Raw genomic sequence first — 14,076 nt, 5'->3', positions numbered from 1 at the left:
TATGCTAAGCGCTACTCCCGCGCAGGCCCTGCCTGCGCGGGAGTAGCGCATTTAATAAGTTTGAATTTTCGGAAGGAATACGGGCATGCTGCCCACGGTAGCCATCGTCGGACGTCCCAATGTGGGCAAGTCCACCCTGTTCAATCGCCTGATCGGCAAGAAGCTGGCGCTGGTCGACGATCAGCCCGGCGTGACCCGCGACCGGCGTGAGGGTGAGGCAAGTCTGCTCGGCCTCGACTTCACCATCGTCGATACGGCCGGTTATGAGGATGAGGACGCCAACTCCCTGCCCGGCCGGATGCGGATGCAGACCGAGGCCGCCGTCGAGGATTGCGACGTCGCCCTGTTCGTGATCGACGCCCGCGCGGGCATCACCCCGCTGGACGAGGAAATCGCCCGCTGGCTGCGCGCCAATGACGCGCCTGTCATTTTGGTGGCGAACAAGGCGGAAGGCAAGGCGGCGGACGACGGCGTCATGGAATCCTTCAGCCTGGGGCTGGGCGAACCGATCCCCTTCTCCGCCGAACATGGCCAGGGCCTGGCCGACCTGTTCCAGGCGCTTCTGCCCCATCTCGACCGCGAGGAATTTCAGGCGGAAGAGAAGGAATTTTACGAGGATGAGGAAGGCGCGCCGCTCAAGCTCGCCATCGTCGGCCGTCCCAATGCGGGCAAGTCCACGCTCATCAACAAATTCCTGGGCGAAAACCGCCTGCTGACCGGCCCGGAAGCGGGCATCACCCGCGACAGCATCGCCGTCGACTGGATGTGGACCAGCCGTGAAGGCGTGGAGCGCCCTGTCCGCCTGATCGACACCGCTGGCATGCGCAAGCGCGCCAAGGTGCAGGAAAAGCTGGAAAAGCTGGCCGTGTCGGACGGTCTGAACGCCGTGAACTTCGCCGAAGTCGTCGTGCTGATGATCGATGCTACACGCGGCCTGGAAGCGCAGGATCTGCGCATCGCCGACAAGGTGTTGGAGGAGGGCCGCGCCCTCGTCGTCGCGCTCAACAAATGGGACACGGTGGAGCATGGATCGGCGCTCTATCAGGGCATCAAGCAGGCGCTGTCCGATGGTCTGGCGCAGGTGCGTGGTGTGCCGATCATGACGATTTCGGGCGCCACCGGCAAAGGCTTGGACGACCTGATCCATGTCGCCTTCGAAACCCGCACCGCCTGGTCGCAGCGCGTGTCCACCGGCATCCTCAACCGCTGGTTCGAAACCGCGCTGGAGGCCAATCCGCCGCCGGCGCCGGGCGGCAAGCGGATCAAGCTGCGCTACATCACCCAGAACAAGACCCGCCCACCGACCTTCGTGCTGTTCGGTACGCGACTGGACGATCTGCCCGAAAGCTATCGTCGCTATCTGGTGAACGGCATCCGCAAGGAACTGGGCTTTGGCGCCGTGCCGGTGCGGCTGACGCTGCGCAGCCAGAAAAATCCCTACGCGACCAAATAGGCATGGCCGCCGACCCGGTGATCGTGAATGCCAGGGGCATGAAATGCCCCTGGCCCGCCCTGCGCGCCGCCCGCGCGCTGCGCGCGGCGCAGGCCATCGTCATAGAGGCCGACGACCCGATCGCCCCACGCGAACTGGAGGCGCTGGCGCAGGCGCAGGGGTGGCGATTTTCCGCGCTGGGCGATCATCGCTTCGCCCTCGCCCGCCCGGACTGAATTGCCTCGGAAACAGATAGCATCGCGCCAACTTTTAACTCGCTATTTACCGCCTGTGCCTATTTTGGCCTCGCTAGAGTGAAGGAGCGGCACGGGTGTCCTATCAAGATACCGAATTGGTCAATTGGAGCGAATTTTCGCGCACCCGCGGTGAGTTGGGTGCGGCTTTCCTTCGCATCCTTGGCTATTTCCGGGAAGACGGCGCCAAGTCCATCAGCGCAGTCGAGGATGCCTTTCGCGCCCGCAGCGCCGCTGATGTGATTCGCCCGGCCCATACGCTGAAGGGCGAATCGGCGCAGTTCGGCGCCTATCGCCTGAGCGCCATGGCGGAGGAGATCGAAATGGTCGCCCGCCGCTGCGTGGAAATGCACGAAGGGCCTGACGAACTGATCGAGGTGGTCGTCGCCTTGCGCCCCTGTTTCACCGAGACGATGGCGCTGCTGGACCGCGACGCCAATCCGCTGGTCGCGCGCCGTCCCACCGGCTTTGGCCGCCGGGTTGACGCCCCTGCACCGACATTCGGCCGGGCCGTCTGAGCTTTTAAGTCTTGAAACAAAACGCATCATGCTCCCATATGGCGGGCATGACACGCTTCTCCCTGCTCGACCTCGTTCCCGTCCGTGAAGGCGATGATGCCGCTACGGCGCTCGCCAACGCGGCGGACCTTGCCATCCATGCCGAACAGCTTGGCTATCACCGTTTCTGGGTAGCCGAACATCATGGCATGCCCGGTATCGCGTCGGCCGCAACGGCCGTCGTGCTGGCCCATATTGGCCAGGCGACATCCACCATCCGCATCGGTGCGGGCGGCATCATGCTGCCCAATCATGCGCCGCTGCTGATCGCGGAGCAGTTCGGCACGCTCGACGCGCTCTTCCCCGGCCGTATCGATCTGGGCCTCGGCCGTGCGCCGGGATCCGACCAGCGCGTGTCGCAGGCGATCCGCCGCAACCTGTCGGGCGGGGCTGATCAATTTCCACGCGATGTGATGGAATTGCAGGCCTATTTCGCCGATGACGAACGGCTGCCCATTCAGGCGACGCCCGGCGCCGGTGCGGACATTCCGTTGTGGATTCTCGGTTCCAGCCTTTACGGCGCGCAACTGGCCGCAGCGCTGGGCCTGCCCTATGCCTTCGCATCGCATTTCGCCCCAGCCGCGCTGGACGAGGCGATCGCAATCTACCGCCGCGACTTCCGCCCCTCGACGCAGCTCAAATATCCCTATGTGATGGCCGGCTATAATGTGTTTGCCGCCGACACGCAGGCGGAGGCGCAGTTGCTCGCCAGTTCGATGCAGCAGGCCTTCGTGCGACTGCGCACCGGCCAGCCGGGCAAGCTGCAACCGCCGGTGCCGGGCTATTATGACGACCTGCCTATGCAGGCGCAGGCGATGCTGTCCGACGTGCTCAGCGTTTCCAGCATCGGTACGCAGGCGGATGTGGAGCGCGATATCGCCGCCTTCCTCCGTCGCACCCAAGCAGACGAACTGATCCTGACCGGCCAGATTTTCGACGTCGCCGCGCGCAAGTACAGCTTCGCCATCGCCATGGCGGCCGCTCAGACGGTGGCGAGTCGCGAAACCGTCTGAGGTTCAGGCTTTTTCAGCCGGCCGCCGCTCAATATCCCGGCCGCGGCTGGCGCGACCCGGCGCAACCCGCCACCGATCAGCATCACCACGCCAAGGATAATGAAGGGCTGGGCGATCAGGTAGAAGGGATAGAGCGGCGAACCCATCCGCCCGAACAGTCCGCCCAGCAGCGGCCCGCCCAGCCAGATCAGGATCAGGTGCGCACTGAACAGGAAGAAGGCGTAAGGTTCGATCCGCAACAGCATTGCGCGCGCGGGACTGCCCGCCAGCCCCCAAGCGAAGCGCCAGAAGGCCATGGCAGCCGCGATCCGCAACGTCAGGTCAAGCGCCCTCTGTGCCGCAGGCCAGGCATCGTCAGTGGTGGAAACAGCCACATAGAGTTGTACCGCCATCAACAATGCGAACGGCACCGCCATCAGCAACAGCGGCCGCGCCGCCACTTTCTCCGCCCAGCCGCCGCGCTGCGCCACTATGCCAAGCGCAAAGAAGACGAGGATCGATGCCCGCATCAACACCGGCGGACCGAACCCTGCGATCTGGCATCCGGCCGCGACCAGCGCGATCAGCAGCAGCGACCAGTTGGGCAAGCGCACCAGCAAAGGCGCGGCGACCATGCACAGGAACAGGTCGCGCAGGAACGGCATCTGCACATTGATGTCGGGATTGCGGGTGATGATGAAAATCTCGTCGATCGTCCACCAGACCGATTGCGGCACCGGCGCAGCCAGCCCGAACTGCCAGGCAGCGCCCGATACCAGCAGGATCGCGATGATGTTCCACAGCGCCATCGGCAACAGGATCGTCCGCGCCTTGCGCCGGACATGCTCGCCCCAGTCGAGCGTCCGCCTGCTGTTCGCCACTAGCCAGCCGGAAATCAGCCCCAGCAGCGGCACCGCGCTGCGCCCGAACAATTCCATCAGCAGCCAGCGCAGATTTTCCTGGCCCGTACCACGCATCGCGTGCAGCGCCTCTCCATTCATGCCGGTCCAGGCGTGAACATAGACCACGCCCAGGATGCAGATGACCCTTGCTATCGCGATCGCATCGGAGCGGCGCGCTCCATCGGGCTTGAGGGTATTGGACAAGCGGCCATCCTGATTGTTACGCATCCTCAATGCCCGAACTTGCGCCATGTTCCTACCCGAACCTGTATTTGGTCCGTATCGGACCCCGGCTCAGCGCCTCTTAACCTTGTCGCTCCACACTGATGGGGGGCTTGCAAATCCGTGCTGCAAAGGCAGCTAAGCCAATATTTACCTCTTTTGCCTAGAAGCGGCCTGTTAACCGGAAGCCTTTCCGGTCGAAGGGACGACAAAGGCTCATGACCCATATGCCGGGCGCACAACATTTCACCCCTGCCGCCGCCGCGCCCGCGCATCTTGCTTCGGTCCCGTCGATGGGCATGGTGTTCCAGATCGCCGGGTCGAGTTCCAAGGTACTGATCGACGCGCAGACGCTGGCGGTCCTGGGGCAGGATCCCGACCCCTGCACCGCCATGGCGGGTCAGGTCGGCAGTCAGGTGAAGATGCGCGTCGGCAATAGCTGGCTGGTCGCCAGCGTGCGCGCCATGACGCTGGATCAGGCGAGCAAGGGCATCGTCGCCGACATCGATTTCCTGGGCGAAGGCGATGAAGAGAAACTGACCGGCCGCATCTACCGCTTTCGGCGCGGCGTCACCCGCTATCCCACGCCCGGTACCGATATTTTCCCGGTGTCGAGCCATGACATGCAGCAGATCTACGCCGCCGATGATCGCGCCAATGTGGAAATCGGCACCGTTTATCCCACGACGGACACGCGCGCCGCGCTCTATGTCGATTCGATGCTGGGCAAGCATTTCGCGCTGCTGGGATCGACCGGTACGGGCAAGTCGACCAGCGCCGCGCTGATCCTGCACCGCATATGCGACCTTTCGCCGCAGGGGCATATCGTGATGATCGACCCCCATGGCGAATATGGCGCGGCCTTCGCGACCAATGGCGCGGTCTATGACGTCACCAACCTGGCCCTGCCCTACTGGCTGATGAATTTTGAGGAGCATTGCGAGGTGTTCGTCACCTCCTCCGGTTCCGAGCGCACCGTGGACAGCGACATCCTCGCCAAATGCCTGCTCGCCGCCCGCTCGAAGAACCGCCTCGCTGAAAGCATCGGCCGGCTGACGGTCGATTCGCCTGTCCCCTATCTGCTGTCTGACCTGACCACCATTCTCCAGAACGAGATGGGCAAGCTCGACAAGGGCACCAATTCGCTGCCCTATATGCGCTTGAAGACCAAGATCGACGAGATCAAAGCCGACCCGCGCTACAGCTTCATGTTCTCGGGCATGCTGGTCGCCGACACGATGCAGGCCTTCCTTGCCAAGATTTTCCGCCTGCCGTCGGACGGCAAGCCGATTTCGATCATCGACGTGTCGGCCATGCCATCCGACATCACTTCGACCGTCGTGTCGGTGCTGTCGCGGCTGGTGTTCGACTATGCCATCTGGGCGCGCGACGAGCCTCAGCGCCCCATCCTGCTCGTCTGCGAAGAGGCGCATCGCTACATCCCCAACACGACCACCGGCACCGGGCAGGCGGTGCGCAAGATATTGGAACGGATCGCCAAGGAAGGTCGTAAATACGGCATTTCGCTGGGCCTGATCACCCAGCGTCCGTCGGATCTGGCCGAAGGCGTTTTGTCGCAGTGCGGCACCATCATCTCGATGCGCCTGAACAACGATCGGGATCAGGCCTTCGTGAAGGCCGCCATGCCCGAAGGCGCGCGCGGCTTCCTCGATTCAATACCGGCGCTGCGCAATCGGGAGGCGATCATCTGCGGCGAAGGTGTCGCCGTGCCGATCCGGGTCGCGCTCGACAATCTGGAAGAACATCGTCGTCCGGCGTCGAGCGATCCCAGCTTCACGGAGCTATGGCGTCAGTCCGGCAGCGAAGCGGACATCCTGGAACGCACCATCACCCGCTGGCGCAATCAAGGGCGTTAAGCGGCGGCGTTACCCCGCCGGCGCGATCCGCCCGGCCGGTTCGGCATCGCTGTTGGCCAACTCCCGGCATTGTTCTTCATGCACCGGCACCAACAGGCGCGCCTTGCGCCATCCGCCCTTCGCATAGACCGCCCATGCCAGCAGCAGCGCGACCCCCGAACCGACCGGGAAGCTGAGCCACAGCGCATCGGAACCCAGCGCCGAATAGCCCAGTTCGTAGAAGCCCAGCCGCACCCCGAACAAAGTGAAGATCAGGATGAGCAAAGGCGCCACCACGGCGCCATTCGCACGCATCACCCCGAACAGGATCATGGTGACGCCGAAGATCATGAAGCTCCAACTGGCGAGCAACTGCATATGCCACGCCGCGTCGATCGCCGCCTGATTGGTCCCCAGAAACAGCGACAGCAAAGCCTCATGGAACAGCAGGATGATGACGATCATCGCCCCGGTGATCGCCAGCAGATAGCATATGCCATAGCCCGCGATCCGACCGATACGGTCCCACCGCCCGGCCCCGACATTCTGCGCCGCCATGGCGCTGACCGCTGCGCCCATGGCCATCGCCGGCATCTGGAGATAGGTCCATATCTGCTGCGCCGCGCCATAGGCCGCCGTCACCAGCAACCCTTCCCGATTGACGAGGCCGATCATCACGAGGCCGGACGCGGACATGACGATCATCTGGAGGCCCATCGGCAGCCCCTTGGCCACCAGGATGCGCAACTGGTCGGCGGCGGGCCAGAGATAGCGCAGTTCAGCCCCCCGCAGCCGCAGCGGCATGTCCTTGGCGTAAATGAAGGCGACCACGCCGATCAGGCTGATGATCCCCGCAGCAGCCGTCGCGGCGGCCGATCCGGCGATGCCATAGGCAGGGATCGGTCCCAGCCCCAGGATCAGCACCGGATTGAGGATCAGGTCGATCGCCACGCTGACGATCATGAAGATGAGCGGCGTGCGCGCATCGCCCGCACCGCGCAGGCCCATCATGATCATCACCACCAGCAGGGTCGCGGGCATGGCGAAGAAGATCACGCGCAGATAGACCAAAGCCAGATCATAGGCCTCGACCGGCGTCGCGAGCATGTGCAGCAGCGCAGGCGCGCCGATCCATCCCGTGATCGCGACGCCCAGGCCCAATATCGAGCAGAAACCGACCGCAGAGCCGAAGGCCCGCCGCGCCGCGTCGATATCGCGCGCGCCGACCGACTGGGCGATGACCACAGTCGACGCCATGCCGAAGCCGAACACGACCGAGAACATCAGGAACATGATGATGTTGGCATTGGCCGTCGCCGCCAGTGCCTGCGCGCCCAGAAAGCGCCCGACCCAGATCGCGTTGATCGACCCGTTGAGCGACTGGAGGATATTGGACGCCAGCGTGGGAATGGCGAACATCAACAGGGTCGCCGCGATCGGCCCCTGCGTCAGGTCTTTGGTGCCCGGTCTGCTCGCTGCCATTGCCGTCTTCCGTCCCCATAACGCCTGGAGAGCGGTTTCCCGTCCCCGTTCGGGCTGGGCCTGTCGAAGCCCTTCTCTTCCTTGAAGAAAGAACGCCACTTCGACAAGCTGCGAACCAATGATAGTGGCATTTATGCCCGGCTATCGGAGATGGATTACCCCAGTCGCTCCAGCGCCGCCTTCAACCGCTCGGCCTCGGCCGTCTTTTCGGCATGATCCTCGCGCGCCTTGGCGACGGCTTCAGGCTTTGCCTTGTCTACGAAGGCAGGATTACCCAAGCGGTTGCCAAGCCCGTCCCGTTCCTTCTCCACCGCAGCCAATGCCTTGGTCAGCCGCGCCTTCTCCGCCGCGATGTCGATCACGCCTTCCAGCGGCAGGATGAAGGTCGCTTCATCCACTACGATCTGCGCCGCCCCGCCTGCCGGAGCCTCACCAAAGGTCAGGCTTTCGACGCGACCCAGCCGCGCCAACGCCACGCCCTGACGGTCAAGACGACGCTGCGTTTCTTCCGATCCGTCGCGCACCACCATCGGCAGCTTGGCGCCGGGCGGCACATTGAGTTCGGTCCGCGCCGTGCGGATCGCGCTCACCAGCCGGATCAGCCAGTCGATCTCCGCCTGTGCTTCCGTATCCACCGCGGCGAGAGCCTGCGGCCATTGCGCGACGATCAGTTCGCTCTCTCGTTCGCCGGTCAGGTGCCACAATTCTTCGGTGATGAACGGCATGAACGGGTGCAGCATCACCAATATCTGGTCGAACGCCCAGCCCGCGACGGCGCGCGTCTCATCGTCCATCGCGCCTTTCGTCAGTTCGATATACCAGTCGCAAAACTGGTCCCACACGAAATGATAGATGGCGTTGGCCGCCGCGTCGAAGCGCAGGTCGGCCAGCGCCGTGTCGATCGCCTGTACGGTCGCGACCGTCTCCGCGATGATCCAGCGGTTGACCGGCAGATGTGCAAGGGGAGCCTCATGGCTGGTCGAGGCCGTGACACCGTTCGACTGGAGGAAGCGCGCCGCGTTCCACAGCTTGGTCGCGAAGTTGCGATATCCCTCGACCCGCTTCTCATCCATCTTCACGTCGCGGCCCTGGCTCTCCATCGCCGCCATGAAGAAGCGCAATGCGTCCGCACCGAACTTGTCGATCAGGCCCAGCGGATCGACCACATTGCCCTTGGACTTGGACATTTTCTGCCCGTCCGCCGCGCGGACGAGGCCGTGGAGATAGAGCTTCTTCCACGGGGCTTCCCCCATGAACTCCATCCCCTGCATCGCCATGCGGGCGTCCCAGAAGAACAGGATGTCGAAGCCGCTGATGAGTAGATCATTGGGATAATGGCGCGACAGCTTCTCGCTCTGATCCGGCCAGCCCAGCGTGCCGAAGGGCCAGAGCGCGGAGGAGAACCAGGTGTCAAGGACGTCGGGGTCGCGGGTCAGCGTCTTGTTGCCAGCCAGAGCCTGCGCTTCGGCCTCGCTTTCGGCGACATAGCTGTTGCCGTCTTCATCGAACCACGCAGGAATTTGATGCCCCCACCATAATTGCCGCGAGACGCACCAGGGCTGGATATTCTCCATCCAGTTGAAGAAGGTCTTTTCCCATGTCTTGGGTACGATTTCGATCGCGCCGTCGCGCACGGCCTGCATCGGCGCAACCGCCAGCTTTTCCGCATCGACATACCATTGGTCGGTCAGCCAGGGTTCGATCACCACACCCGAACGATCGCCGAACGGCGTCTGGATCGTGCGCGGCTCGAAATCGGCGGAGACGTCCTCGCCTTCCTTGTCCTTGGTGACATGGCGCACGAGGAAGCCGAGCGCCTTCATCTCAGCGACCACGGCCTCGCGCGCGCCGTCCACCCCGTCGCGCTTGAAGCGGTGCAGCCCCAGGAAGCGATCGGGGATCAGGCCATCGGCGGTCTGCACGACATTGGCGTCGGCGTCGAACATGTTGAGCATGTCGCCGGCCTTGAAGCCCGCCCGCTTACCCACGTCGAAGTCGTTGAAATCATGCCCCGGCGTGATCTTGACCGCGCCGGTGCCCAGTGCCGGGTCGGCATGTTCGTCGGCCACGATCCTGAACCGGCGACCGGTGATCGGCTGGAGAATCTCCTTGCCGATAACGGCCTTGTAGCGCTCATCATCGGGATGCACGGCGATCGCCATGTCCGCCAGCATCGTTTCCGGGCGCGTCGTGGCGACGACGATGTGATCGCTGCCGTCCGCCAATGTCACGCCATCGGCCAACGGATAGCGGAAGCGCCAGAAACCGCCCTTCGTCTCGACCGTTTCGACCTCAAGGTCCGAAATGGCCGATCGGAAATGCGGGTCCCAGTTCACCAGCCGCTTGTCGCGATAGAGCAGCCCTCGCTTGTGCAGTTCCACGAAGGTCTTGACGACCGCCTTCGAAAACCCCTCATCCATGGTGAAGCGTTCGTTCGCCCAGTCCATGGAGCAGCCCAGCCGCCGCAACTGGCCGGTGATGGTCCCGCCGCTTTCGGCCTTCCATTCCCACACCTTGGCGACGAACTCTTCGCGGGTGAAGTTCGTGCGTTTCTGCTGCTTGGCGTTCAACTGCCGCTCGACCACCATCTGCGTCGCGATGCCCGCATGGTCGGTGCCGACCACCCACAGCGCATCCTTGCCGCGCAGCCGCTCGTAGCGGATCACGATGTCCTGCAACGTATTGTCGAGCGCATGGCCGATATGCAGGCTGCCCGTCACGTTAGGCGGCGGATTGACGATCGTAAAGGGCGTCGCGTCCGGCCGTTCGGGGCGGAACAGGCCATTCGCTTCCCAATGGGCATACCAGCGGGATTCGATATCGGCAGGGTCGAAGGTTTTGGGCAATTCGGTCATGATCGCGCTTTAGCGCCTGCCGCACGACACGCAAGAGATGCCGGGCTTCAGACCAGACTATCCATGACTTCCGCAGGCAATCCCGAACGGACGGTAATGCCGCCATCGCCCTTTCGCGCGACCAGTTGCGGCTCCGACAGGCTGTTGTCGAACACCCATGCCCGATCCGCCCGATCGAAGAACCAGCGAAGCTGCGTGAAGGAGCGCGCCCGCCGCGCGGCGACCTTGTCCGCTGGCACATCATGGCCGCCCTTGGCAACGCGATAGGCAATGCGTTCCAACTGCCGCGCAACCGAATCGAGATAGACGTAGATCAGCAGTATCTCGAAACCCCTGGCCTGCGCCTTCTCCACCAACCGGCGATATTTGGGACTGGACAGCACCGTTTCGACGCCGATCGTCTGATGCACGTCGATCGACGCATCCAGCCACGCCTCGATCCGCTGCACCGCCGCCAGATTGGCGGCCTCCCGATCCAGCGCTTCGCCATCGCGCAGGCGATCGGTCAGCAAGTCGGGGTTGATGATCCAAACCGATCCGTCGAACTCGGCGACATCGCTGCGTCCATAGGCGGAACTTTTGCCGCAACCATTCGGCCCCGCCACGATCCAGAGGCGCGGGCGGGCATGGCCTTTCCCCTGCCCGATCAAATCTTGTCCTTGATCGCCCGATTCTCTTCCCGCGCCTTGCGGACGCTTGCCTTGAAGGATGCAAGGAACTCCGCCCCGAAATTGGGGCTGTCGGCATCGACCACCCGCAGCTTCACCGTCTGTCCGTTCTTGTGGACCGTCCGGTATTTCGGCTTGCCCGGCATGCCCATGTCGATGGGACCATCGACGATATCGACCTTCATCTTTGCCATCGGATCAATATAGCAGGCCGTGCCATCCGCTTAAAGCCTCATTTCCCCGTCCATTTGTCCAGCCAGCCCAGCGCTTCGCCATACCATTGCAGCGAGTTTTTCGGCTTCAGAACCCAGTGATTCTCGTCCGGGAACACCAACAGCTTGGACGGAATGTCCCGCCGCTGGAGCGCGGTGAAGGCGGCCAGACCCTGCGTATAGGGAATGCGGAAATCCTTCTCGCTCGTCACCACCAGCATCGGCGTCTTCCACGCGGTCACATGGTTGACTGGGTTCCATTTCTCGAACTCTTCGGGTTTGGCATAATAGGGCCCGCCATGTTCCCATTCGTCGAACCATAATTCTTCGGTTTCATAGGCCATGGCGCGGGCGTCGAATACGCCGTCATGCTGGACGATGCACTTGAAGCCATCGGCCCACTGCCCCTCGATCCAGTTCATCATGTAGCCGCCATAGCTGGCCCCCAGCGCGCAGGCATTGGTCGCGTCGACCTCGGCATCCTTTGCCGCAGCCGCCGCCAGACCCAGCTTCAAGTCCTCCAGCGGCTTGCCGCCCCAATCCTTGTTGATCGCATCGGTGAAGGCCTGTCCATAGCCGGTGGAACCGTGGAAATCGACGATCACGGCGGCATAGCCATGCGCCGCGAACGCCTTGGGGTTCCAGCGATAGGACCATGAATCGTTGAAGCTGCCCTGCGGCCCGCCATGCACCAGGAAAGCGACCGGCAGCGTCTTCACCGTGCCGCTGGCGGAGGGTTTCAACGGCTTGACGATCTGCCCCCACACCGTATCGCCATTGGCGCCCTTGAAGCTGAACCGCTCGACCGACACGTCATCCACGCCGGCCAGTTTTGCCGCGTTCACATCGGTCAGGCGGACGGGCTTCCCCTTCACCGGCATCTTCCAGAAATCGGCCGGCGACTGGATGCTGTCCATCGCATAGACGAAGCCGCCTCGTGGCAAGGGCACGACGCTGCCGGCATGGCCCTTCTGCGTCAGCCGCGTCACCTTGCCTGACGCGGCATCGACCCGGAACACCGGATTGTCGAGCACGTCATTGGCCGTGACCAGCAAACCCTTGCCATTCGCCTCCCACGCGATCGAGGCGACCGACCGGTCCCAGCCTTCCGTCAGAGCCTTCGTCTCGCCACTGGCGATGTTGCGCAGCATCAGCACCTGCCGATCGGCTTCATAGCCCGGCCGCTTCATCGCGACATAGGCCATCCATTTCCCGTCCGGCGACACCGTGGGCAGCGTATCGGTCGCATCATTGGCGTCGGTCAGGTTAACCGGCGCAGCGCTGCCGTCCGCGGGCACGGCAAAGATGTCGAGATTGGTCGACAGCGGCTCGATGCGCCCCGCCTCCCGCAGTGCAAAGAACAGCGTCTTGCCATCCTTGCTCCAGGCGATTTCTTCTGCGCCGCCAAAGGGCTTGGACGGACTATCCCCCACAAGCGCGCCCATGACCGACACGGCGGGGCCGCCCGCAACCGGCATCACGAAGATTTGCGAGCGTTGCCCGTCGGACCATGTATCCCAATGGCGCACGAACATCTGCTCATAGACGCGGCCCGACCCTGCCTCCTTGGGCGCGTCCGCCTTCACATCGTCGATCGTCTTCGCGCCCACGGGACGGTCGGCCCACAGCGCCACCTTGGCACCATCGGGGCTGAGCAGGAAACCACTGATGCCGCCGGGCGCCTTGCTGATCTGCACCGGATCACCGCCGTTCAACGCCACGCGCCATAATTGATCATCGCCGCTGGCATTGGATTGATAGTAGAGCGCGGTCCCATCGGGTGAGAAGACCGGCGACGCCTCATTCTTGTCGGGCTTCGACGCGATCAGCTTCGGCGTCTGCCCGGCCTTGCCGATATCCAGCAGATAGAGGTCTGTCCGCCCCTTGTTCGCGGCCAGATCGGTGCTGCGCAGTTGATAGGCCAGCCATTTGCCATCCGGCGACACGGCCGGCGCGGCAATGCGGTCCAGTCCCACCATGTCGGCCGGCGTGAACGGACGCGCCAGCGCAGGCGCGGCGGCAAGAGCCATCGCGCCAACCGCTGCAAGCAGAAAAGTCTTCATGGAAAATCACCCTCGGATCGCGCAGGCGGCGCATCACGCGCGCCGTCAGGATGCCAAGGGTCTAGGCCGCCCCGAAAGCGACCGCAAGAACGCGAATCAGCGCCCGGTGATGCGCGCGATTTCCTTCGCCACCATCTCTTCGACCATCGAAGGCAGGCGCGTATCGAGCCATTCCTTCAGCATGGGCTTGAGCATCGCGCGAACCAGCCCTTCCAGCGTATTGTCGCCGCCATCCTTGGGCGTGACCAGCATGGAGGAGAGCGCCGACAGCGAATGGCGAGCGGCGACTTCGCTTTCCACCGAAAGGATCGAATCGTCCGTCTCGGCGACTTGGGCGGCCTTGGCCGTGGTTTTGGGAGCGGGCACGACTTCCTCCTCCGCGATCTCGTCGGTCAGTTCCAGCACTTCCTCGACAACCGGCTCGATATAAACGGGTTCCACCGGCGCGGACGCGGCCTTCGCTTCGGCCCGCATACGACGGGGCGCGGCCTGCACCGCTTCCTCGCCTTCTTCAGCGATGATCCGCTTGATGGACGAGAGTATCTCTTCCATCGAGGGTTCCTTGGTCATGTCACCCATGG

General features: G+C 63.5%; 12 protein-coding genes. 5 read left to right on the top strand and 7 right to left on the bottom strand.

Features of this window, described 5'->3' with window-relative positions; translation table 11 throughout:
• The first annotated feature begins 85 nt into the window (after nucleotides 1-85).
• The 4 genes from der to ASE85_RS10420 all read left to right on the top strand — a co-directional run bounded on the left by der (nucleotide 86) and on the right by ASE85_RS10420 (nucleotide 3,256).
• Complete coding sequence (gene der / locus ASE85_RS10435) at nucleotides 86-1,453, top strand: ribosome biogenesis GTPase Der (protein ID WP_056687519.1); 1,368 nt, start codon at nucleotides 86-88, stop codon at nucleotides 1,451-1,453.
• Between the two features lie 2 nt (nucleotides 1,454-1,455).
• Entirely contained in the window at nucleotides 1,456-1,668 is a 213-nt protein-coding gene (locus ASE85_RS10430; RefSeq protein WP_056687517.1) for a sulfurtransferase TusA family protein, read from the top strand.
• A 95-nt stretch (nucleotides 1,669-1,763) separates the two neighbouring features.
• Nucleotides 1,764-2,204, top strand: a complete 441-nt coding sequence (locus tag ASE85_RS10425) for an Hpt domain-containing protein (protein ID WP_056687516.1) — start codon at nucleotides 1,764-1,766, stop codon at nucleotides 2,202-2,204.
• A 47-nt stretch (nucleotides 2,205-2,251) separates the two neighbouring features.
• The gene (locus tag ASE85_RS10420) at nucleotides 2,252-3,256 is read left to right on the top strand and encodes an LLM class flavin-dependent oxidoreductase (RefSeq protein WP_056688665.1); all 1,005 of its coding nucleotides are present in this window, start codon (nucleotides 2,252-2,254) and stop codon (nucleotides 3,254-3,256) included.
• On the opposite strand, the gene ASE85_RS10415 is transcribed toward ASE85_RS10420, so the two are convergent.
• Entirely contained in the window at nucleotides 3,226-4,365 is a 1,140-nt protein-coding gene (locus ASE85_RS10415; RefSeq protein ID WP_156358277.1) for an acyltransferase family protein, read from the bottom strand. The genes ASE85_RS10420 and ASE85_RS10415 overlap by 31 nt on opposite strands.
• A gap of 212 nt (nucleotides 4,366-4,577) precedes the next feature.
• Between ASE85_RS10415 and ASE85_RS10410 the strand changes: the two genes are divergently transcribed.
• Nucleotides 4,578-6,236, top strand: a complete 1,659-nt coding sequence (locus ASE85_RS10410) for an ATP-binding protein (protein WP_056687514.1) — start codon at nucleotides 4,578-4,580, stop codon at nucleotides 6,234-6,236.
• Between the two features lie 9 nt (nucleotides 6,237-6,245).
• Here ASE85_RS10410 and ASE85_RS10405 read toward each other — a convergent pair whose 3' ends face one another.
• From ASE85_RS10405 to ASE85_RS10380, 6 genes are all read right to left on the bottom strand, one after another.
• Complete coding sequence (locus ASE85_RS10405; protein WP_056687512.1) at nucleotides 6,246-7,697, bottom strand: MATE family efflux transporter; 1,452 nt, start codon at nucleotides 7,695-7,697, stop codon at nucleotides 6,246-6,248.
• 155 nt (nucleotides 7,698-7,852) lie between these two features.
• A complete protein-coding gene (locus ASE85_RS10400) occupies nucleotides 7,853-10,552 on the bottom strand; it encodes a valine--tRNA ligase (RefSeq protein ID WP_056687510.1) in 2,700 nt (899 codons plus the stop codon).
• 47 nt (nucleotides 10,553-10,599) lie between these two features.
• A complete protein-coding gene (locus ASE85_RS10395; RefSeq protein WP_235523478.1) occupies nucleotides 10,600-11,202 on the bottom strand; it encodes an AAA family ATPase in 603 nt (200 codons plus the stop codon).
• Complete coding sequence (locus ASE85_RS10390; RefSeq protein WP_056687508.1) at nucleotides 11,199-11,414, bottom strand: hypothetical protein; 216 nt, start codon at nucleotides 11,412-11,414, stop codon at nucleotides 11,199-11,201. Before ASE85_RS10390 ends, ASE85_RS10395 begins: the two co-directional genes overlap by 4 nt.
• Before the next feature lie 38 nt (nucleotides 11,415-11,452).
• Nucleotides 11,453-13,495 carry an alpha/beta hydrolase family protein gene (locus ASE85_RS10385; protein ID WP_056687506.1) on the bottom strand — a complete coding sequence of 681 codons (2,043 nt, stop codon included), beginning with the start codon at nucleotides 13,493-13,495 and terminating at the stop codon, nucleotides 11,453-11,455.
• Nucleotides 13,496-13,591: 96 nt separating this feature from the next.
• Complete coding sequence (locus ASE85_RS10380; RefSeq protein WP_056687504.1) at nucleotides 13,592-14,074, bottom strand: DUF2497 domain-containing protein; 483 nt, start codon at nucleotides 14,072-14,074, stop codon at nucleotides 13,592-13,594.
• Between the last annotated feature and the right edge of the window lie 2 nt (nucleotides 14,075-14,076).

Source organism: Sphingobium sp. Leaf26, from assembly GCF_001421665.1.
In the GTDB taxonomy this organism is placed as follows: Bacteria; Pseudomonadota; Alphaproteobacteria; order Sphingomonadales; family Sphingomonadaceae; genus Sphingobium.
The sequence above is the reverse complement of the archived record's forward strand: the minus strand, read 5'-3'. Positions and strand labels throughout refer to the sequence as shown.